Source organism: Xanthomonas sp. CFBP 7698, from assembly GCF_003600855.1.
In the GTDB taxonomy this organism is placed as follows: Bacteria; Pseudomonadota; Gammaproteobacteria; order Xanthomonadales; family Xanthomonadaceae; genus Xanthomonas; species Xanthomonas cannabis.
The window spans coordinates 1,588,688-1,609,718 of the sequence record NZ_PRDN01000001.1 but is presented as its reverse complement, the minus strand read 5'-3'; the positions used below and the strand labels follow the sequence as shown (position 1 = coordinate 1,609,718).

Annotated in this window: 17 protein-coding genes and 1 tRNA gene; 7 read left to right on the top strand and 11 right to left on the bottom strand. The window is 63.2% G+C overall.

Annotated elements, in window-relative coordinates:
* The first annotated feature begins 115 nt into the window (after positions 1-115).
* The gene (locus XnspCFBP7698_RS06800) at positions 116-3,052 is read left to right on the top strand and encodes a TonB-dependent receptor (RefSeq protein ID WP_104580773.1); all 2,937 of its coding nucleotides are present in this window, start codon (positions 116-118) and stop codon (positions 3,050-3,052) included.
* 776 nt (positions 3,053-3,828) lie between these two features.
* Entirely contained in the window at positions 3,829-5,442 is a 1,614-nt protein-coding gene (locus tag XnspCFBP7698_RS06795) for a glycoside hydrolase family 6 protein (RefSeq protein WP_233548947.1), read from the top strand.
* 383 nt (positions 5,443-5,825) lie between these two features.
* Here the strand turns inward: XnspCFBP7698_RS06795 and XnspCFBP7698_RS06790 are convergent, their stop codons facing one another.
* The 5 genes from XnspCFBP7698_RS06790 to XnspCFBP7698_RS06770 all read right to left on the bottom strand — a co-directional run bounded on the left by XnspCFBP7698_RS06790 (position 5,826) and on the right by XnspCFBP7698_RS06770 (position 10,162).
* Entirely contained in the window at positions 5,826-6,878 is a 1,053-nt protein-coding gene (locus tag XnspCFBP7698_RS06790; RefSeq protein WP_104580774.1) for a LacI family DNA-binding transcriptional regulator, read from the bottom strand.
* A gap of 52 nt (positions 6,879-6,930) precedes the next feature.
* A complete protein-coding gene (locus XnspCFBP7698_RS06785) occupies positions 6,931-8,349 on the bottom strand; it encodes a M28 family peptidase (protein ID WP_104580775.1) in 1,419 nt (472 codons plus the stop codon).
* Positions 8,350-8,456: 107 nt separating this feature from the next.
* Positions 8,457-8,888, bottom strand: a complete 432-nt coding sequence (gene mscL / locus XnspCFBP7698_RS06780) for a large-conductance mechanosensitive channel protein MscL (protein ID WP_039415313.1) — start codon at positions 8,886-8,888, stop codon at positions 8,457-8,459.
* A 60-nt stretch (positions 8,889-8,948) separates the two neighbouring features.
* Positions 8,949-9,662, bottom strand: coding sequence for a fumarylacetoacetate hydrolase family protein (locus XnspCFBP7698_RS06775; RefSeq protein WP_047693075.1), 714 nt, complete (start codon positions 9,660-9,662; stop codon positions 8,949-8,951).
* Positions 9,663-9,886: 224 nt separating this feature from the next.
* Positions 9,887-10,162 carry a membrane protein gene (locus XnspCFBP7698_RS06770; protein WP_047693074.1) on the bottom strand — a complete coding sequence of 92 codons (276 nt, stop codon included), beginning with the start codon at positions 10,160-10,162 and terminating at the stop codon, positions 9,887-9,889.
* Between the two features lie 251 nt (positions 10,163-10,413).
* On the opposite strand from XnspCFBP7698_RS06770, the gene XnspCFBP7698_RS06765 reads away from it, so the two are divergent.
* The gene (locus XnspCFBP7698_RS06765; RefSeq protein ID WP_104580776.1) at positions 10,414-10,755 is read left to right on the top strand and encodes a Rieske (2Fe-2S) protein; all 342 of its coding nucleotides are present in this window, start codon (positions 10,414-10,416) and stop codon (positions 10,753-10,755) included.
* Between the two features lie 170 nt (positions 10,756-10,925).
* On the opposite strand, the gene XnspCFBP7698_RS06760 is transcribed toward XnspCFBP7698_RS06765, so the two are convergent.
* The 4 genes from XnspCFBP7698_RS06760 to thiS all read right to left on the bottom strand — a co-directional run bounded on the left by XnspCFBP7698_RS06760 (position 10,926) and on the right by thiS (position 14,904).
* Positions 10,926-12,788 (bottom strand): SLC13 family permease, encoded by a 1,863-nt coding sequence (locus tag XnspCFBP7698_RS06760; RefSeq protein ID WP_047693072.1) that lies wholly within the window; start codon positions 12,786-12,788, stop codon positions 10,926-10,928.
* Positions 12,789-12,863: 75 nt separating this feature from the next.
* A complete protein-coding gene (gene trmB, locus XnspCFBP7698_RS06755) occupies positions 12,864-13,622 on the bottom strand; it encodes a tRNA (guanosine(46)-N7)-methyltransferase TrmB (RefSeq protein ID WP_104580777.1) in 759 nt (252 codons plus the stop codon).
* A gap of 238 nt (positions 13,623-13,860) precedes the next feature.
* The gene (locus XnspCFBP7698_RS06750; protein ID WP_104580778.1) at positions 13,861-14,655 is read right to left on the bottom strand and encodes a thiazole synthase; all 795 of its coding nucleotides are present in this window, start codon (positions 14,653-14,655) and stop codon (positions 13,861-13,863) included.
* 48 nt (positions 14,656-14,703) lie between these two features.
* On the bottom strand, positions 14,704-14,904 hold the full coding sequence (thiS, locus tag XnspCFBP7698_RS06745) for a sulfur carrier protein ThiS (RefSeq protein WP_104580779.1): 201 nt from the start codon (positions 14,902-14,904) through the stop codon (positions 14,704-14,706).
* A 188-nt stretch (positions 14,905-15,092) separates the two neighbouring features.
* Here thiS and XnspCFBP7698_RS06740 point away from each other — a divergent pair, with 188 nt between their 5' ends.
* The 4 genes from XnspCFBP7698_RS06740 to XnspCFBP7698_RS21335 all read left to right on the top strand — a co-directional run bounded on the left by XnspCFBP7698_RS06740 (position 15,093) and on the right by XnspCFBP7698_RS21335 (position 19,776).
* Positions 15,093-16,877, top strand: a complete 1,785-nt coding sequence (locus tag XnspCFBP7698_RS06740) for an autotransporter domain-containing protein (RefSeq protein ID WP_104580780.1) — start codon at positions 15,093-15,095, stop codon at positions 16,875-16,877.
* A 118-nt stretch (positions 16,878-16,995) separates the two neighbouring features.
* A tRNA-Gly gene (locus XnspCFBP7698_RS06735) sits at positions 16,996-17,069 on the top strand.
* Positions 17,070-17,136: 67 nt separating this feature from the next.
* Positions 17,137-18,708, top strand: coding sequence for a site-specific integrase (locus tag XnspCFBP7698_RS06730; RefSeq protein ID WP_104580837.1), 1,572 nt, complete (start codon positions 17,137-17,139; stop codon positions 18,706-18,708).
* A gap of 78 nt (positions 18,709-18,786) precedes the next feature.
* On the top strand, positions 18,787-19,776 hold the full coding sequence (locus XnspCFBP7698_RS21335) for a hypothetical protein (protein ID WP_146093246.1): 990 nt from the start codon (positions 18,787-18,789) through the stop codon (positions 19,774-19,776).
* Positions 19,777-20,319: 543 nt separating this feature from the next.
* Here the strand turns inward: XnspCFBP7698_RS21335 and XnspCFBP7698_RS06720 are convergent.
* The gene (locus tag XnspCFBP7698_RS06720; protein ID WP_199680061.1) at positions 20,320-20,697 is read right to left on the bottom strand and encodes a hypothetical protein; all 378 of its coding nucleotides are present in this window, start codon (positions 20,695-20,697) and stop codon (positions 20,320-20,322) included.
* On the bottom strand, positions 20,694-21,008 hold the full coding sequence (locus XnspCFBP7698_RS06715; protein WP_104580839.1) for a hypothetical protein: 315 nt from the start codon (positions 21,006-21,008) through the stop codon (positions 20,694-20,696). The genes XnspCFBP7698_RS06720 and XnspCFBP7698_RS06715 overlap by 4 nt, the downstream gene beginning before the upstream one ends.
* Positions 21,009-21,031 lie beyond the last annotated feature (23 nt).

The following is a 21,031-nucleotide window of genomic DNA, read 5'->3' as shown; positions in this document are numbered from 1 at the left end:
GCCGTGCACGGCGTTTGCACTGGCGCGCCACCCGGCGTGCCAGCCAACACCGCAGTGCCCCCCGGCATTGCCATTCGAAACGGTCGTGGATTGTCGTCATCCCTGGGAGGGGACCATGAACAAGCTGCATCGCAGTACCCGCCACACCCCGCTGGCCGCCGCGCTCGCGGTTGCACTCACCCTGGCGGCTGCACAGGCCGCCGCGCAGGACGCCGGTAGTACCCCGGGCGTCACCGAGTTGGACAAGGTCATGGTCAAGGGCGTGCGTGGCGCGCAGGCCGAGGCTATCGAGAACAAGCGCACCGCTGCGCAGATCATTGATTCGATCTCGGCCGAAGACATCGGCAAGCTGCCCGACGTCACCATCACCGACTCGCTGCAGCGCGTGCCCGGCGTCCAGATCCGGCGCTCGGCCGGCGAAGGCTCGCAGCTCAATATCCGCGGCATGCCCCAGGTGCAGACCACCATGAACGGTGAGCTGTATCTGAGCGCCGGTGGCGGTGACCAGTTCGGCCAGCCCAACATCGGTCGCGCGCAGCCGGACTTCGTCGATATTCCGCCGACCTTGTTCAGTGGCGTGGACGTCATCAAGTCGCCTACCGCCGCGGATCTGGATGGCGGCATCAGTGGCACGGTGTCGCTGAAGACGCGGCGCCCGTTCGAGCTGCCCGAAGGCTGGACCTTCAGCGGCCAGGCCGAGGGCTCCTACGGCGATCGCGTGCAGGAACTCAACGAGCTGTATTCGGGGCTGGCCAGCTTCCGCACCGAGCGCTGGGGCGCCTTGCTGGCGGTGTCGTATTCCGATGCCACGCTGGAGAACAAGCACCCCAGCGTGTATTCCAACGGCGCGCAGAAATCCACCGAGCAGAACGTGGGCTTCGACTTCAATGGCGATGGCCGTATCGGCAGCAATACCGATCCGTCCAACCTGCCGCGGGATTACTTCTACAACTGGGTGGCGACGGAACTGGACAACCGCAGCACCGATCGCCAGCGTACCGGCGTCAACGGCTCGTTCCAGTTCAACATCAACGACTCGTGGACGGTGCTGGCCGATGCGGCCTACACCAAGCTCGAAGACCAGGACACCTCGGTGGCCGCGCAGCTGCACACCGGCTGGGCGACCAACCAGTTGCAACCGGGGTCGGTGGTCGATTCCAACGGTGTGCTTGAATACGGCCAGTTCCGCTACAACCGGTTCCAGGCGCACTCGATGGCCGGCGTTGCCGATTCGGATTCGCTCAATACCAATCTGGAACTGCGTTTCGACGATGGCGGCCCGTTCCGTGCATCGTTCCGCTGGGTGCACGGCGATGCGCAGCGCACCTACGACGAAGCGCGTGCCGATGCGGTGGTGACGCGTGGCGACCAGATCACGCGTGCCGGTGGTGTCACCCAATGGGCCAATGCCAACGGCCTGCCCACGGTGGATGCCTCGGTGGATTTCCGTGGCACCTACCCGGCGGTCAACCTCGGCACCGACGTGTCCAATCCGGACAACTGGCAGCTGATGTCCACCTGGGCGCAGGGCAACAAGATCGAAGCGACGATGGACGCCTTCCGCGCCGACGGCACCTTCGAGTTCGATGAAGGCGTGGTGCGCGGCTTCCAGTTCGGCGTTCGCTATGGCGAGCGCGAGGTCAAGCTGGACACCTATCGGTACCTGTCGCCGGTGTCCACCAGCTGCGCCGATCCCAACCGTTCGCTGTATTACTTCAAGGACCCGCTGATCGTGGACACCTGCAGCGGTGTCTCGGAAGCGCGCCTGCTGCCGTTCAATTCGATTCCCGGCTACTGGGCGTACTTCAACGACTTCGATCCGCTCAAGGTCACCGGCCTGGGCAGCCAGGGCTTGCCGGCAATCAACCCGCAGGTCATGAAGGACCCGGTGGCGTATCTCAACAGCCTGTATCCGGGCAACGTGGCGTACCAGCAGGCTGCCGACTCGTACAAGGTCACCGAGAAGAGCACTGCAGCGTACTTTCTTGCGAACCTGGAAGGTGGCACCGGCACTGCGGTGCCGTGGACGGCCAACATCGGCGCACGCATCGTGCAGACCAAGCTGGCGATCGATCAGTACCTGAGCAGCGGCAATGTGTTTATCGGCAACGTGGAATGGAATGGCGTCAGCCCGGCGATCGGGACCAACCGTTTGAACCGTCAGTACACCGACGTGCTGCCCACCGCCAACCTGTCGCTGGACATCACCGACGCGCAGAAGCTGCGCTTTGCCTACAACAAGGCTGTCGCGCGTCAGGACCTGCCCGATCTGGGTCGCGGCCTGGTCAGCTTCTATGCCGTCAACGGCACCCCGCCGCGCAACCCGGCGCTGCCCTCCGATGCGGTGCTTTTCCTCAACGGACGCTCGGGTAACCCGGATCTGGATCCGTACCGCGCCACCAACTACAACGCCTCGTGGGAATGGTATTTCTCCGACGCGTCGTTGATCAGCGTGGGTGCCTTCCTGATCGATGTGAAGTCGTTCCCGACCACGGTGACCAACATCGAGCCCCAGCCCGACGCCGATGGCGTGGTGCGGCTGGGCGGCCCGGTGGAGCGCATCGTCAACGGCGGTGGCGGCAAGATCAAGGGTTTCGAAATCGGCTACCAGCAGGCGTTCGACTTCCTGCCAGGCTGGTTGAGCGGGTTCGGCACCAACATCAACTACACCTTCTCCGACGCCGACACCGACAACACCGATATCGAAGGCAATACGTTGCCCATCGGCGACAACTCCAAGCATCAGGCCAACGCGGTGTTGTGGTACCAGAAGGACAAGTTGCAGGCGCGTGTGGCCTATAACTGGCGCAGCAAGCGCTTCAGTCAGGTCAACAGCGGTGCGTGGGGCGATGAGCTGGCCATCTGGAACGACGACGTCGGCTACCTGGACGCCTCCTTCAGTTACGACGTCAACGATCACCTGACGCTCTACGCGCAAGCCACCAACCTCACTGGCGAAAGTGAGCGGCGTTACGCGCAGTGGACCAACCACTATTACGACCAGAACATCTTCGAGCGTCGTTACTACGCCGGCCTGCGTCTGCGCTTCTGATGTGACGGTTTGATGCGATGTACCAATGTGCGACACGGCGCACCCCTGCGCCGTGTCGCACATGGTTTTCTGTTTCTCCCTCTCCAAGCGGTCATTGCGCTTTCTTCCCGTCACCGGTTTACCGGTGTTGCAGTACGCCCGACGGCAACGTTGGGTACCCTCCCATTCGGCCGCATCGTCGGGAAGCGATGTGGCCGTTTTTTTTGTGCGTAATGGCACATCCATTTGTGTAGTACTGCCTGCTGTTGAAACTCGGTCGCGGGCAGTGGCTGGATCTGTGTGCAACCGCAATGTTTGACGATTGCTTATGCTTGTTATGCAGCGTAGTTTCCGCATGGCGAACCCGACCCCCCGGTTCGCAGGCACAGCTTCCCATGCTGATCGCTCATTCGCTCCCTGGAGATACTCCGCACATCACGGTGGCCAGCATCGCAAGGATGATCGCGTTGCGAGCGCGCTAGCCGCCAAATCCGAGGTCTTGGGTGCTGTCCTCAGAGACAAACAGGCCATTGGCCTGCGTTTCTGCCTGGGCATCATCAACGTAATGCCATGCAAATGCTCTTCGGCGGGACGCCGACGGAGCGTGTTTGAGTGGCTCCAGCTATCTCCGATGGGTGCCCCGACAAAGGAAGAACGCAAGCCAAAGACAGGCAGTGCTGCAGTGAATCGGCATAAACACCATCCAATAAAACCAGGTGAATATCATGAATTCCAGCAAGGGCATCCATCGTCACGTCAAGCGCGCCATGGCGTTATCGCTGTTGGCATTGAACCCGATGGTCGTGGCGACGGTCTGCGCGCAGGCCCACGTCGATAATCCATTCGTTGGTGCCACCGGTTATGTCAATCCGGATTACGCCAAGAAAGTCGATGCATCGATCGGGAAGATAAAGGGCGTTCCGTTGAAGGCCAAGATGGGCGTGGTCAAAACCCTGCCGACCGCAGTGTGGCTGGATCGTATTGCGGCAATCGCCGGTGGTTCGCAAAATGCCGGGCGGCTCGGTCTGAGGGGGCATCTGGATGCGGCGCTGGCGCAGAAAAAGGCCAATACGCCGATTACTGCCAGCTTCGTCATTTACGATCTACCCGGGCGCGATTGCCATGCGCTGGCGTCCAATGGTGAATTGCCGCTCACGCCCGCCGCGCTGGAGCGTTACAAGAAGGAATATATCGATGTGATTGCGGCCATCTTTGCCGATCCCAAATATAAAGATATCCGCATCGTCAATGTCATTGAGCCCGACAGCCTGCCCAATCTGGTCACCAATTTGAATGACATGCGCTGCGCGCTTGCCAATTCGACCGGGATCTACGAAGAAGGCATCAAGTACGCGCTCAATAAACTGCACGCGATACCCAATACCTACAATTATCTGGATATCGGCCACTCCGGCTGGCTGGGCTGGGACAGCAACCGCGGCCCGTCCATCTCGCTGTATACCCGGGTGGTGCAGGGGACGAATGCGGGTCTGGCAAGCGTGGATGGCTTTGTCACCAATACCGCCAACACCACGCCGCTGAATGAGCCGAATCTGCCCAATCCCGAGTTGAGCGTGAATGGTCAGCCGATCAAGTCGGCGAAATTCTACGAATGGAATCCGTATTTCGACGAGACCGATTTCACCCAGGCCCTGTACAACGGATTTGTCAGCGCGGGTTGGCCCAGCACGATCGGCTTCATCATCGATACCGGCCGTAACGGCTGGGGTGGTCCGAATCGCCCGACCAGCGCCTTCGGTAGCGACATCAATTCGTACGTCAATACCGGCCGCATCGATCGCCGCCTGCATCGCGGCAACTGGTGCAATCAAAGTGGCGCAGGCATCGGCGCACTTCCGACCGCCGCGCCGGGCCCGCATCTGGACGCGTATGCCTGGGTCAAGCCGCCGGGCGAGTCCGATGGGTCCAGCACCCTGATTCCGAACAACGAGGGCAAGGGCTTCGACCGCATGTGCGACCCCACGTACACCACGGCCGATGGCGTGTTGACCGGCGCGCTCGCCGGTGCGCCGATCTCCGGTGCATGGTTCCATAACCAGTTCATCGAACTGGTGAACAACGCGTACCCGGTCATCGCAACTGCCAGCACCGCGGTGGCCACCGCGGCAGCGGTCGCCGCGCCGAGCGCAACGCGCGGCCTCACCGCCGCCGTCGGCGACAGCCGGGTCAGGCTGAGCTGGTCGCCAGTGGCCGGCGCTACCAGCTACACGGTGCAGCGGCGTGCCGGTGGAGCCGGTGCATTCACTACGGTGGGTGCCAATGTCGCAGCGGCATCGTATGTCGATCAATCGGTCAGCAATGGCGCCGACTACGACTATGTGGTGACTGCAAACAGCGCGGCAGGAGCGAGCGCCCCGTCAGCTGTCGTGCGAGCCAAGCCGAACAGGTGACGCGGCAGGCGCACCCAGCGTGCCCGCATCGCCGATCCTGAGGTCTGCGATGGCGTCCACTGCAAGGGTGCTACCGCTGTGTCGCTGATGTTGTGTAAATGTCCCCGGCAGCCACTCGGCTGCCGGGGATACCGCAGGTGCGGTTGGCCCGTTACCTCGCTCGATCGTTGGTCTGTCTGCGCATAGACCGAGCAAGAGGCGATACGGATCCAACACCATACCGATTCTGTCTCTATGAACCACCCGTATCGCACCAATGACGCCTTGCTCGTAAATTCATTGGCATGTGTCGCCACGAGGGCCAGTGCGATGATTCCGGGCAGCAGTATCTTCTTTGATGACATTGCGTCGCTGCGGCGCGCGCGGCACTGCCGGTGCGGTGGCTACCCCTTTGGCGGGGCAGCCGTCGAACCGCGTTTGACCAGGGTGTATTTCATCACCTGATGCACCCCGTGGGCGGCATCGCCCTTGCGCCGTTGCCGAATGGCGTCGGCAAGCAACGACACCGCTGCACGGCCCATCGCGGTGACCGGTTGATGCACGGTGGTGAGTTCCGGCCAGATGGTGGTGGCGACCGGTGTGTCGTCGAAGCCGGCCACCGACACGTCTTCGGGCACGCGCAGGCCCAGACCATGCGCCACCGCCACCGCTGCGGCAGCCATGTCGTCGTTGCTGCAAAAGATCGCAGTGGGTGGGTGCGGCTGCGCCAGCAGGCTACGCGCTGCGAGCAGACCGGAGTGGTAGGTAAACAGCCCCTCGGCGATCAACGCGTCGGTGATCGGCAGGCCGGCGGCCTGCAGGCTGTCCAGGTATCCGTTGGCGCGCAGCGCGCTTGGGGTGTGTTTCGGGTCGCCCTTGATCAGCGCGATACGGCGATGCCCGAGCTCGATCAGGTGCGCGACGATGGCGCGTGCGGCCTGATAGTCGTCGATGCGCACCGAGCTGATTTGCGCCATCGGCGCGCCGCTGGCCACGGCCACCACCGGGATGCCGCGCGCATCCAGTTCGGCAATGGTCTGGCGCGAATCGCACAGTGGCGGCGGCAGGATCACCCCATCCACGCCGGCGGCGAGCAGGCGTTCGGTCGCTGCGCGCTGGCTGCGGATGGCGCCGCATTTTTCCACCAGCACTTGGCTGCCGTTGAGGCTGCTCTGCTCCAGCAGCCCGAGCATGAATTGATTGAGGTAGGCCGCACTGGGATTGCTGTACAGCACGCCGATGCGCAACAGGCCGCTGGTACGCAGCGAGCGGCCTGCAAGATTGGGGCGGTAGCCCAGCGCCTGCACCGACGCTTCCACACGCGTGCGCATGTCCTGGCCGACATGCGGATGCCGGTTGATCACGCGCGATGCGGTCATCGGTGACACGCCTGCATGTTTGGCGACGTCCAGCAACGTCGCCGCGTTGTTTGCACTGCGTTGCCGCTTGGCCACCATCGTGTGTGCTCGTCCTGGAGTAGAAACGCCAACGCCGTGCTGCGTTCCCAGATTACTCGTTCGGCGGTTGCACAGACTTTGCGCGGCTGCCGAAATCGCCATCTGCCTCGGCTGCCAGATAGGCGAACACGGTGTAGGCGGCCACGTTCTGCGCGAGCGCCTTTGGGTCGATCTTGTCCAGCGTGTCGTCGGCGGTGTGGTGCAGGTCGAAGTAATCGGTGCCGTCCTGCGCCAGCCACGCCCAGGCGCCGCCCTTGGCGGAAATCGGCCCCACATCCGGACCGGGGCCGCCCTTGTCCGGCGTATACGCGATGCCCAGTGGTGCCAGCACCTCGGCAATCTGCTTGGTCGCGGCACGCGAGTCGTCCGGGGCGGCAGAGCCGGTGTTGAACGCATAGATGCGCCCGGCGCCGAAGTCGCTCTCTGCGCCAATCTGATGCAGCGCCAGGTCCTTGGCATCCCTGCCGTGCGCGGCGGCATACGCCTTGCCGCCGTACAGGCCTTGCTCTTCGTTGGCAAAGGCCACGACACGAATCGTACGCTTGGGTGCCTGCTTGAGCTGGCCGATCAGGTGGCCGGCAGCCATGGTGATCGCCACGCCGGCACCGTCGTCGATCGCACCGGTGCCCAGATCCCACGAATCCAGATGCCCGCCGATCACCACCACTTCCTTGGGCTTGCTGCGCCCGGTGATCTCGCCGATGACGTTGTACGAGGTGGCCGTGCCGTCCCAGCCGCAGTCCAGCGCCAGCCGCAGGCGCGTCGTGCCCAGCGCAGCGAGGCGAGCCAGTTGGTTGGCATCGGGTACCGACAGCGCCGCGGCCGGCACCGGCGTCAGGCCGTCATCGAAACGGGTGATGCCGGTATGCGGCACCCGGTGCGAGTCGGTGCCGGCCGAGCGCATCACAAATCCAATTGCGCCCTTGCGAATCGCTTCCGACGGCCCTTTGCTGCGCACGGCACCGCCATTGCCGTAATCCTTGCCGTCGCGCGCCTTGACCATCTGGTAGTCGACGAATGCGATCTTGCCGGCCAGCGATCCGGCCGGCGCGGCCTGCAGTGCGGCCAGGTTTTCAAACCGCACCACCTCGCCTTCGACCGTGCCGCCGGGGCTGCCGCCCAGCGCGGTGACGGTCAGTGGCTGCGCGTGCGCGCCGACGACCGCCGCATGTTCGCTGCGGCGTTCCCACTTGGGAAAGCTCACCGGCTCGGTCCACACCTTGTCGAAGCCCAGCGACTGGAACTTGGCCTTGGCCCAGGCCACCGCACGCGGATCTGCTTCGCCGCCGGCAATGCGTGGGCCTACTTCGGTGGTGAGCGATTGCACCACCGCAAAGCCGGTGTCATCGGCCAGGGCCTGCTCGCGCAACTGCGCCGCGGTGCGCAATGCGCTGTCGGAAATGCTGGTCTGTGCGGCGAGCGCGCAGGAGCAGGCGAGTAGGGCAGAGATGGCAACAGCGAGGCGACGCATGCAGGACGCTCCAACGACGAGGGGACCCTGAGCTTATCAGCGCAAGGTCCCCGGTCGGCGTGCGAAAAGTCATCCCTGCGCGCGAAGCGCGCGTTGGTTGCGTCCGCTTACAGCGCGCCTGGCGTCTTGAGCGTGTCGGTCTTGAGCGAGTCGCGAATCTCGCGCAGCAGCAGCACTTCTTCGCTCGGGCCCTTGGGCGCGTCGGGCTTGCGATGGCTCAGGCGGTTGATCAGCTTGACCACCAGGAAGATCGCAAACGCGATGATCACGAACTGCACCACGGTGTTGATGAAATCACCGTAGCCGACCACCACCGCCGGAATCTCCTTGCCGGTGGCATCCACTTCCGCAGGCTTGAGCACCCACGCCAGGCGTGAGAAATCCACATTGCCGATGGCCCAACCGATCGGCGGCATGATGATCTTTTCCACCAGCGCGGTGACGATCTTGCCGAACGCCGCACCGATGACCACACCGACAGCCAGGTCGATGACATTGCCGCGCATCGCGAATTGCTTGAATTCGCTGACCATTCCCATATCGCACTCCTGATGCGGACGCGGACCAACTGCCGCAGCCCGATCGTAGCCCGGCCGATGTCAGCCCGCGATGATGCCGTGGCGTTCGGCGACGTTTTCCAGGCGAGCACTGAACTGATCACCCGGCAGCAGCGGGCCGACGCCGGCCGGCGTGCCCATGAAGATCAGATCGCCCGCACGCAGTGCATACAGCTTGGACAGCTCGTGCAAAATCTCCGGCACGTTCCAGATCATCTGGTCCAGCAACGATTGCTGGCGCACCTGTCCGTTGACCTCCAGCGACAGATTCAGCGCCTCCAGCGCGCCGACTTCGCCGGCATGCACCAACTCGCTGACCGGTGCGGAATGGTCGAAGCCTTTCGCGATATCCCACGGCAGGCCCTTGGCCTTGGCAGCGGCCTGCAGATCGCGGCGGGTCAGATCCAGGCCCACGCCATAACCGTAGATCAGGCGCTCGGCCTGCTCCACCGGCAATTCGCCCTCAGGTGCATCGCTGCCCAGCGCCACCACCAGTTCCACCTCGTGATGCAGCTCCCTGGTACCGGGCGGATAGGGGATCTGGTCGCCGTGACCGACCACGATGGCATCGGCAGGCTTCATGAAAAAGGTCGGCTGACCGCGTTCGGCCTTGGACGCCGGCGCACTGGCGCCCATCTCGCGCGCGTGGTCGGCGAAGTTACGCCCCACACAATAGATGCGGTGCACCGGAAAGCTGCCGCCACCCACCACCGGAATGCGCGGAACATCGGCGGCGGGAATCACATCGTGGGTCATGCGCGCATCCTCGAACGGGGGACGCGTGAGTCTAGCCGCTCGGCTGTGTACGACGGAACCTTCACTGCTGAAACGCGCTTGGACGGTGGCCCGCACGGCGAGGACCCAACATGTTCAGGCCCCGCAATGCAGAACGGCATGTGCGAGCACATGCCGATGGAGGTAGCGGGGTTTCATTCCCGCGGCCAGACGATGCGGGATGTACAGCGCAAGCGTGTGGACGCTCAGTGCGACATCGGCAACGCGGGCTTGCGTACCACGCGGTACTCGGCATCGACCACGCGCGCCTGCTGCGGGGGGCTACGGTGCGACTTGCTCAGGACCTTCCAGGCAATACCGCCCAGTATCATGGCCGCGCCGACAAACACGCTGAAGAAGATCAGCACCGCAAGAATCGCCAGGCCTGCCAGGCCGGCAGCAACGCGCACCAATGGGTGACGCGGCTTGCGGGGCGCAAACAGGGAATGGAGGTTGCCGTATTGGAACAAGCGTGCAGGCATGGCGGTGGGCTGCCGGGCAGGAAACAAGCGCGAAGTATCGTTGCGGTTTCATGTCATTGAGTGAAAACTTCGTTAATCCAACGCCAGTTTTGTTAAACGCATCACATGTGGCGCGACGACCGAGGTCTGCCGTAGCCAAGGTGTACGAGTTACCGTCCGGTCCTGCGGGCACTCACGCCCGGCACGCAGCGCGCCGACGCGCGCGCAGTCGCATGCCACAATCGGCGGCCACTCTTACCTCTTTCAGGTCTATGTCCTCGTCTTCCTCGACCACACGCATCGCGTTGACGCAGATTCCCGATGCCGGATTGCTGGAAGTCGAAGCAGCGTTGGGCGAGGGCACCGAGTCGCTGGTGGTGTATCGCCAGGGCCTGCAGGTGCGCGCGTGGTTGAACATCTGCCCGCACGCCGGCCGCCGGCTGGACTGGGCACCGGGGCAGTTCCTCACGACCAAGGATGGCCACCTGGTCTGCGCAGCCCATGGCGCCGCGTTCGAGCTTGATGCCGGCGAATGCATCAGCGGGCCCTGTCGCGGGCAGTCGCTGGTAGCGGTGCCGGTGCGTGTCGAGGGCGAGCAGGTGGTGCTGGGGTAGCGCTGCACCAGGTGCGTGAGCGCTGGCAACTGGCGCACGCAGGGATGCGCCGCTGCATTGCAATGCTGTTCAACGCGACGGTGTCGCGCAGTGGGCGTTACTGCGGGCTTGGCTGCGATATGCCCGCGCCATCGAAGCAGAGCGCCAGCATCATGGCCTTGGGCCCGGCTCTAACGCGCCGCCCACCAGAACATCAGGTTGATCATCGACACCATCACCACGATGTAGATCAGCGACAACGGTGCGCCCACGCGCCACAGCTCGCGCGGTTGATAGTTGGCCGGGCCGGCCACCATCGAGATCACCGGGTTGGAGGCGGTCATCAGATTGTTGGATGCCGACAACGCCACGATCAGCGCAAACGCCGTCGGGTTGCCATTGGCGGCCAGCGCCAGATTCACCGCAATCGGCACCATCACGATGGTCGCACCCACATGGCTGATCACCAGCGAGAACGCGGTGGTCAGCAAGGCCAGGCTGATTTCCAGCGCCCAGACCGGGATGCCTTCGGGCAGCCGGTCGATGGTGTGGCCGGCCACCCAGGCCGCGGTGCCGCTGCTGTCCATCGCCCAGCCGAGCGGGATCAGCCCGGCCATCATGAAGATGGTCTTCCAGTTGATCGAGGCGTAGGCCTCGTCCATGCGCAGCACGCCGCTCACCAGCATGCAGGCCACGCCGGTCATCAGCGTCAGCGCCACCGGCAGGCGCGAGGTCAGTGCGATCAAGATGGTGAAGGCGAAGATCGCCATCGCGATCTTGAACTTGTGGGGGCGCTGCTCGCCTTTCGGGAAGTCGGTGACCGGCACGAAATCGCGGCTTTCCGCCGCCTGCGCCAGGTCCTGCCAGATGCTGTGGAACACCAGCATGTCGCCGGCGCGCAGCGGCACGTTGCGTACGTCCTCGCGGATGACCTGCTTGTCGCGGTTGATCGCCAGCAGGCTGATGCCGGCCTGCTTGCGCAGCCGCAGCTCGCCGGCACTCTTGCCGATCAACCGCGAGTTGGGCGGGATCAGCGCCTCGGAAATGCCTGCAAGACTGGGGTTGAACAGGTCGCCCAGGTTGCGCAGCCGCGAGGACATGCGCAGGAAGTGGTTCTGCGCAAAATCGTTCACCTCCTGGCGCGGCCCCATGGCGCCGAGCACGCTGCCCACCCAGATGCGCATGTCCGCCGGAGGGGCCAGGCGGGTGTCGTTGCCAGTCTTCAGGGCCAGCAGCAACGGCGCGTCATGGATGGCCTCGGCCTCGCCAAGAGTCATGCCGACCAAGGGGCTTTCGGCGGTCACGGTGAGTTCGAACACGTCGCCGTCGATGCCGTAAGTCTTGGCGAAATAGCTTTCGGTGCGCGAGGGCGTGACGCCTTCGTTGATCAGGCGTTCTTCTTCGATCAGCTTGCGGTCGCCGTAGAAGCGGAAGTACAGCAGTGCGGCGATCAGCAGCGCCACACCGATCGGCAATGGCGCAAACATGGTCAACGGTTCGATGCTGGCCATGCCCGAGGGCAGGTTGTTGTTGGCCGAGACCAGCAGGTCGTTGAGCAGGATCAGCGGCGAATTACCCACCATGGTGAGCGCGCCGCCCATCACGATCGCCGCGGCGATCGGCAACAACATGCGCTGCAGGGTGAGCCCGGTACGCGCGGCCAGCCGCGAGGCGACCGGCAGATACAGGGCCATCACCGACGGGTTCTGCATGAACGACGAATTCAAGCCGGAGATGGCCAGCGTCATCATCATCAGGCGCTGCTCGCTGCCGTGCGAACGCCGCAGCAGCCAGGTGGCCAACCGGTTCAATGCACCGGTGCGCTCCAGCCCCGCGCCAAGAATGGTGGTGGCGATGATGCTCATCACCGCATTACCGGAAAAACCACCAAACAGTTCTTCCGGCGCCACCAACCCGGTGACGCCGAGCACTACCAGCACGATCAAGGCCACCACGTCGGCGCGGATGCGCTCGAACAGGAACATCGCCATCGTGAAACCGACCAGCCCGAGGACGAGCTTCATATCGTTGGTCAGCGTCAGCGCGGTGTCCATTGGGGGCCGGGATTCGTGATTCGGGAGTGGGGATTCGTTGAGCTGCTGCGGCGTCGAGTGTGCGGGAAGGCGCCGTTACGAATCCCCAATCCCGATTCCCGAATCCCTGTCATAAACCAGATCCCACACGCCGTGCCCAAGCTTCTGGCCGCGGGTTTCGAAGTGGGTCTGCGGGCGCCAGGCGGGGCGTTCGACGTGGCCGCGCGGGCCGGCGCGGTTGACCAGGCCCGGTGTGGCGTCGAGTACGTCCCACATCTGCTCGGCGTAATCGGCCCAGTCGGTGGCCGCGTGCAGGCGGCCACCCTCGCGCAGCTTGCGCACCATCAGCTGCACGAATGCCGGCTGGATCAGGCGACGCTTGTTGTGGCGCTTCTTGTGCCACGGGTCGGGGAAATAGATGCGCACCTCGTCCAGTGCGCCATCGGCGATCTCGTGTTCGAGCACTTCCACCGCATCGTGGTGATACAGGCGCACATGCGTGCTGCCGTCCTCGTCCAGCGCGTTGAGCAGACGGCCCACGCCGGGCGCATGCACCTCGATGCCGATGTAATCGCGGCTGGGGTCCTGCTGCGCGGCGAAGCGCAACGCCGCACCATTGCCGAAGCCGATTTCCAGCACCTTGGGCGCGTCGCGTCCGAACGTGGCAGCCAGATCGCGCGGGGCACCGGTGTAGTCCAGCCCGAAACGCGGCCACAACTCATCGAACGCACGCTGCTGCGCAGGCGTGAAGCGGCCCTGGCGCAGCACGAAGCTGCGCACCTGTCGGCGGCCTTCTTCGATGGTGAAAGGTTTGGGCGGCATCTTGGCGCCGTCGCTGGTGAAGGGGTCAGTCATGAATTAAGTCATCAGCAAAACGAAAGCCCCTCTTCCACCGGGGCGAGGAGGCACAGCGTGCGCGCCGTGGGCGCGCGTGCCTGGGAGCGCCCGCGACGCAGGCGCGGCCCGGGGGTCCGGTGAGGGTACGGCGTGAGGGGGGCGCTCGCAGCAACGCGCGATCTGGCAGCGGTCATATCCGGCACTCCGTACTGCCAATCATTGCGCCTCGGCCCCAATGTCAACGCAGACCACCCACTCATCCAATCACACCATCCACCGGGCTCGATGCCGATGCATAGCGCTTGCGCGGAATCCGCCCGGCCAGAAACGCTTCGCGCCCGGCCTCGATCGCCTTGCGCATCGCGCTGGCCATCAGGATCGGGTCACGCGCGCCGGCAATGGCGGTGTTCATCAACACGCCGTCGCAGCCCAGCTCCATCGCGATCGCCGCGTCCGAGGCGGTGCCTACGCCTGCGTCGACAATGATCGGCACTTTGGCGTTCTCGATGATTTCCAGCAGGTTGTACTTGTTCTGGATACCCAGGCCGGAGCCGATCGGCGCGGCCAGCGGCATTACCGCTACGCAGCCGATCTCTTCCAAGCGCTTGGCCAGGATCGGGTCGTCGGAGGTATAGACCATCACCTCGAAGCCATCGGCCACCAGCTGCTCGGCGGCCTTGAGCGTCTGCACCACATCCGGATACAGCGTGCGCTCGTCGCCCAGCACTTCCAGCTTGGTGAGGTTATGGCCGTCCAGCAGCTCGCGTGCCAGCCGGCAGGTGCGCACCGCGTCGTCGGCGGTGTAGCAGCCGGCGGTGTTGGGCAGCAGCGTGTAGCGCTCCGGCGGCAGCACGTCGAGCAGGCTGGGCGCGTTGGGGTCCTGGCCGATGTTCACCCGGCGGATGGCCACCGTCACGATCTCGGCCGCGGCGGCCTCGGTGGCCAGGCGGGTCTCGTCCAGATCCTTGAACTTGCCGGTGCCGGTCAGCAGGCGCGAGCGATAGCGTTTGCCGGCGATGACCAGCGCATCAGAGGGGGCGGAATTCGTCATTCGGCAATTATCACCGATCGGGCGCGGATGCGCCGGCCGCGCGGGGCATCAACCGCCGCCCAACGCGTGCACGATCTCCACCACATCACCCTCGCGCAACACATGCTCGGCGTGCCGCCCGCGCGACACGATTTCGCCATTGACCTCCACTGCCACGCGTCGCTGGGTCAGGCCTTCCTGTTCCAGCAGGGCGGCCAGCGGCAGGTGGTCGGGGAGCGAGCGCGGGGCGCCGTTGAGTCGAATGTTCATGTCATCATTGTTGCATCGCGCGCCGTCAGGGCGCGCGTTTTTGCGTTATGCGGCGATGCAGCGTGAGCGCGGGCGGCGAGGGTGAAACCATTGCCATTCGCCGGCGTACGTATGCAGGCCGGTCCGGTCCCATCCACTTTCAAGCAGGCACTCCCATGGCTTCAACACTTCGCCCGATCCGCTCCCTGATGGCGGTCGCCATCGCTATCGCGGCCACCCCGGCCATGGCCGAGCAGGCCTTCGACCAGACCGTGTTCTTCGGTGACAGCCTCACCGACAGCGGCTACTACACCCCGTTGCTGCCGGCTGCTTCGCGCCCGGTCACCGGCAAGTTCACCACCAACCCGGGTTGGGTGTGGGCCGAATATGTCGGCGACCACTTCGGCACCAATGCTGCGCCCAACGGCAATGGCCAGACCGGCGACAACTACGCTGCCGGCGGCGCGCGCATCCAGGCCAGCTCGGTCAGCGCACTCGGTGCCGCGCCGTCGGTGACCAGCCAGATCAACACCTATCTCACCGCCAATGGCGGCCGCGCCAACCCGAACGCGCTGTACAGCGTGTGGGGTGGCGCCAACGACCTGTTGGCCGCAGCTACCGTGCCGGCACAGGCACAGGCCATCATTGGCAGCGCGGTCACCGCCCAGGTGGGCGCCGTGGCCACGCTGCAGACTGCCGGCGCGCGCTACGTGATGGTGCCGACCATTCCCGATATCGGCATCACCCCGCGCTTCCGCGCCGGCGGCGCAGCCGCCATGGCCCAGGGCACCGCAGCGGCCACCACCTACAACACCGCGCTGTTCAACGGGCTGCAATCGGCCGGCCTGCGCGTGATCCCGCTCGACACCTTCCACATGCTGCAGGAAATCGTCGCCGCGCCGGGCACCTTCGGCTTCACCAACGTCACCAACACCGCCTGCAACCCGGCACTGCAACTGCCGGCCTGCAACCCGACCAGCCTGGTCGCCGCCAACGCACCGACCACCTACGTCTTCGCCGACGGCATCCACCCGACCACGGCGGTGCACCAGATCCTGGGCGAGTACGCGATTTCGCTGCTGGAAGCGCCGCGCCTGCAGCAGGTGCTGACGCACTCGGCGCAGGCCGGTGGCCGCGCCCGTGCCGATCAAGTGGCCTGGCATCTGGACGGCAAGCCGGACGCCGACGGGCTGCGCTGGTGGGGCAGCGTGCGCGGCGACATGCAGCGCTACGACCACGCCGACCTGTACGACGGCATGGCCCCGGCCGGCCTGTTCGGCGTGGATTGGACGGCCGGCGACCTGGTGTTCGGCGGCTTTGCCGGCTTCGGCCGCATGGACGCGGACTTCGGCAACCGCAGCGGCAGCTTCAAGCAGGACGACACCACCCTGGGTGGCTTCTTCGGCTGGTACACCGGCCCGGTGTGGGTCAACGCCCAGGTCAGCTACAGCTGGCTGAGCTACGACGTGGACCGTGAAGTGCAACTGGGGCCAGCGACCCGCGTGCACAGCGGCTCGCCGGACGGCAGCAATCTCACCGCCGCGCTCAACGCCGGCTATTCGCTGGGCGAAGGCAACGTCAAGTACGGCCCGGTGGCCGGCCTGACCTGGCAGAAGATCAAGCTCGACGGCTATACCGAAAGCGACGCCAGTGCCACCGCGCTGGGCTATGCCGACCAGGATATCGACTCGCTGATCGGCCGCGTCGGCTTCCAGGTACGCCTGGACGGCGCCGCGATCAAGCCGTACCTGCAGGCGACCTACGACCACGAGTTCAAGGACGGTGGCGAAGCCAGCGCCTGGCTGCAGTCGATGCCGGAAGTGGGCATGTACACCGTCCCGGGCCAGAACTTCGACCGCAACTACGCCACCGTGGTGCTGGGCGCGCGCACCGGCCTGTGGGGCCTGCAGAGCAACATCGGCCTGAGCACCACCACCGCCCAGCGCAGTGCCCGCGATGCGACGCTGTTCGTGAACTTCAGCGGCAATTTCTGAGCCACGCCGAACCGCTGCAGGCAGCACCTTGCAAGACACGAGGGCCGGGCAACCGGCCCCCGTCACGTCTGCGCATTGCGCCCGATGCCTACACCCGCCTAAACTCTCCCAACGCCGTGCGGGCGTAGCTCAATGGTAGAGCTGTAGCTTCCCAAGCTACTGACGTGGGTTCGATTCCCATCGCCCGCTCCAGAGCTTCTACTCAGTCCTTAACCGCTTGATTGAGTTGGGTATTTTGGCCGATTGATGATTCCGAGCGATGCCCCTTGAGGTATCAATCGAGGTATCAATCTTGCCCAAGCCTCTGATGATGTCGCGCTCGGCCGGCCTGTATGCGCGCTTCTTTGTTCCCACCGATCTTCGAGCCTCGATTGGCTCGCGTTACCTTGTCCGGTCGCTGGGAAACCGTCGTGGGGACCACGCCAGGCTGGCGGCCGCCACGATGGGGATGGCACTATCGATGGCATTCGATGCCATGCGGAAAGGGATGACCGTGGATCTGGAAGAACTGCTGGAAAAGGTTCGCAGTGGGGACATCAAAGAGCTGACCCTGAAAGATGTGACGCTGCCGGACGGCACGCGCATCGCTCAGGCGCAGTTGGACAATCCTGCTGATGCCGGGATCTTCGGAGACCTGATGGTGCGGGCGCGGCAGACAGAGCCCACCGAGGTCATGGAGGCGAGGGTGGCCAAGCGTCGGCAACAGTTGCGCGAGGGCAGTCAACGCATCTCCGGCGGCGGCGATGCACTCAAGGCGCTGATGCTGTCCAAGGCGATGGCCGATCATTTGAAGGACTTGGCCGGCGCGCGCCTGCATCAGAAGACCGTATTGGAAAGCCGTCACACCCTGCGGCTGTTTGCCGGAATCATCGGCAAGGATGTGCCCGTGGCCTCGCTGACCCAGGATCACGTGCGGGCCTTCTTTGAGGGCGTGCGCTACTGGCCGTCGAATGCGACCAAGCGGCCGGCTTACCGCGACCTGCCGGTGCCCGAGGTCATCAAGCTGGCGAAGAAGAACCAGGAGCCGGAACCGGCGGCGTGGACCATGGCGAAGCACCGGCAACGGTTGAGCGTGTTCCTGGTGTCGCTGGTCGAGGGCAAGCATCTGACGGTGAATCCCCTGGCAGGCATCCGGGCGATTTCCACGCCTGACTCGGAAGACACCGGCTCGCCGTTCACCGATGCCGAGCTAAAGGCCATCTTTGACCCGGTAGAGTTCCCGAAGTGGGCGTCGAAATACCCCCATCGGTGGTTTGGCCCGATCCTGGGGCTCTACTCCGGCGCTCGCGTCAACGAAATCGCACAGCTTCGGCTGGAGGACATCGACACCATTGATGGGGTGCCCGGCTTCTTCGTCCGCAAGCTCGGGAAGAAGCAGAGCATCAAGAACAAGCACAGCCGGCGGTTTATTCCGCTGGCTCAGCCGGTAATCGATTGCGGCTTCCTGACCTACGTAGAAGAGGCCCGACAGGCTGGAGTGGAGCGGCTATTCCCGGACCTGCCCAACTCGACAGGGCTGGGTTACGGACGGCAGCTGAGCCGCCAGTTCTCCGTCTACATCAAGCGGCAAGGGGTGTCGGAGAAGGGGCAAGGTTTCCACGGGTTCCGCCATACCATCGCTTCAAAGCTCGACGAGGCGGGGGTGTCTGCTTCAGCGATTGGGGCCCTCACGGGGCACGGGACTGGGCAGACCGTGTTGGAGAAGTTCTACATTGACCGGCGGAGCTTGCCAGACCGGGTGGCTACGCTTACGAAATTAAATCTGCTTGTCTCGCTTCCCGTCTACAGCCAATGGCAATTTGAAAACAATCTAAGGGACTCTCTAACTTAGCGCCAACGAATGGGATGCATCTCTAGTGGCTCTATGCTGGCGACGTAATAGCCGTTCAATAATCTTCGAGGGCTTTTCGTGGGAATATTGCAAGTATGCTGTTACCCGACAACAATTGCTCTTAACTTAGCCGATCACACCTATGTTTCTTGTGGGAGCGGTGCCTTTGCATGGGGGTGTTGGGGAGGCAAGCAGGGCGGGACAGTAGTAGACGTTGGGAACGGGAGCACACTGCGTGCAGAAAAAATTGCAGAGCCAGATGAAAGAGCGGGTATCACCCATTATCTTGTCAATGGGGTTTGCCATCAGGCTGCAAACAGGATTCTTAAGCCGGCTGACATCGTTGCGGAAAATGCTAGAGGCTATCTACTATCTGTAGCGCTATTCCATATTTATGGTCGTGAATCTGCTGGCTTGGGCCTTTTTAAAGCTCCATTCTTTGAGCATGCTGACGTTTCAGGGGACATAGGTCAATGTCTGTCCTCACCTTATGCTGACAGTATCGGTAACACACCCGCTGGGTCTGCGGCGGGAAGGCACAGTCGAGCATTCATGCGCGAAAGTCTTGTGCTACATGAATTGGAGAAGAAATGGCTTGAGAGCATCCAAGGTGAAATTAGTCTTGATGAATTTACATCTCCTGACGTTCTCGAAAAAAATTTGAGGAAGCTTTGGGATGAACGGGCACAACAGGCTCTGGCCTTTGAGTTAAAGCATTTCGGCTTGCTATTGCGCTATAGAAGCCGCGTGCGGGAAGAAGGAGAATTTGATAGGTCGATTTATATGGAAATGATAAGCATTCGTAGAAAATTTGAGGTGAATAGGCTTCGTCTTGAGTTGTCATTAGCAGTGGACCCCGTTAACAGATGGGTAGCGTTTGTGGAGGCGTTTGACGAGTTGGTCATTGATTTTCAGGTGGAGCTCCAGCATCTCCTAAGCGATAGGGACTACACGTCCTTGCTTGACATTTCCCCAAACGAACGCATTGTTCTCTCAGACCCAGAGATCGTAAAGAATGCGTACTCCCCCGGATCATCCCCCAATCGCCCCCGGCCGCCCGGACTCTAGCTATGGACGGCGGCTTAGTCGCGCTGAATACATCGCTGCGTCGGTCCGAATCCGGAGCGAATATCCGCCGATTGTCAAGAGGGCTCAGCAGCGTGAAATCATGCGTCGCGAGTTGGACTTAGCAATTGACTATCGGCTCGGAGTTGATTTTCCGAGTGGACGGCGAGAAGCTCTCTGGAGGAGCCACCGCCGTCTCGATAGTTTGATTTTGGCCAGGCTTGCATTTGGTTTTATAATGAATCCAAGGGACCCAGCCAGCTATTTGCTTAGAACGCAGGCCAAGGCATACTCCGGAGTCCTTAGTGTGACCGAAGCATCGCTCATGCTTGGAATTGAAGAGCATAATTTTCGAAAAGTTTTGAACGGGTAGATTTTCGTATAACTGTCGGCACTTGCGAATCAAGTATGTAGCGATTCAAAGGTGACATTGCTCTTGGATGCTTAGCATCCAGGCAGACATTACGCCGGTTTTACCCTCATAGAGAAGAAGCCGATAAAGCGAGCGCGCGTCCTTGCGCTTTTGAGGCATTTAGCTAAAAAATTTTATTGTGTGAGCTGCACCCAAAGCACCAGCAGCACTATGGGAAGCCCGCTGAGCACCGAGGTGACCCAGAAAGCTCCCATGACGGTCAGCGGCGTCATGACCCACCACTGCCACCAGCTGAAGCCACGATCATGCTGACGTGCCATATGAGCCTCGAAAGCGTAAAAGCGCTCTGCTTTCCGCAATCCTCGCCTCGCCATGAGTGGCCCGACGATGAAGCCGAAGGGGCCGAGGAAGAGCAGGCTCAGCGAGAACCACCAGAAGAAGCGGTTGTGCGGGGTCATGACCTTCCTGGGAACAGCTCGCCGCGCGGCGTCCCCGCCGGCCCCCAGGGCGTCGACGGACGTTCCTGCCATCGAATCGGCCTTCATGCTCATTTGGCGTAGGCCCTCCAGGTTCCGGATTCCTTGGCATACCTCAGGTTCTTGCTGACGGGGATCGGCACCTGCCGGCCCTCAATGTTGAGCAAGGCTTGGCCACGGGTGTCGCACCGGTAGCCCTCGGCGCCCTCCGCTTCCACGCAGGCGGAAAGCTCGAAGTTCTGAACGTCGGTGACTTGGCCAGCACCGCTGTCTTTCAGCAGTTGGACAAAGGCTTCCTTGGCGTTGCCGTTCGACGGCTTGCCGCTGCAGGCGGTCAGGCCCAGGGCCACGGTCGATGCGACCAGGCCGATCCATGCATTTTTCATGTCGTTCCTTTTCTGAGGGATGG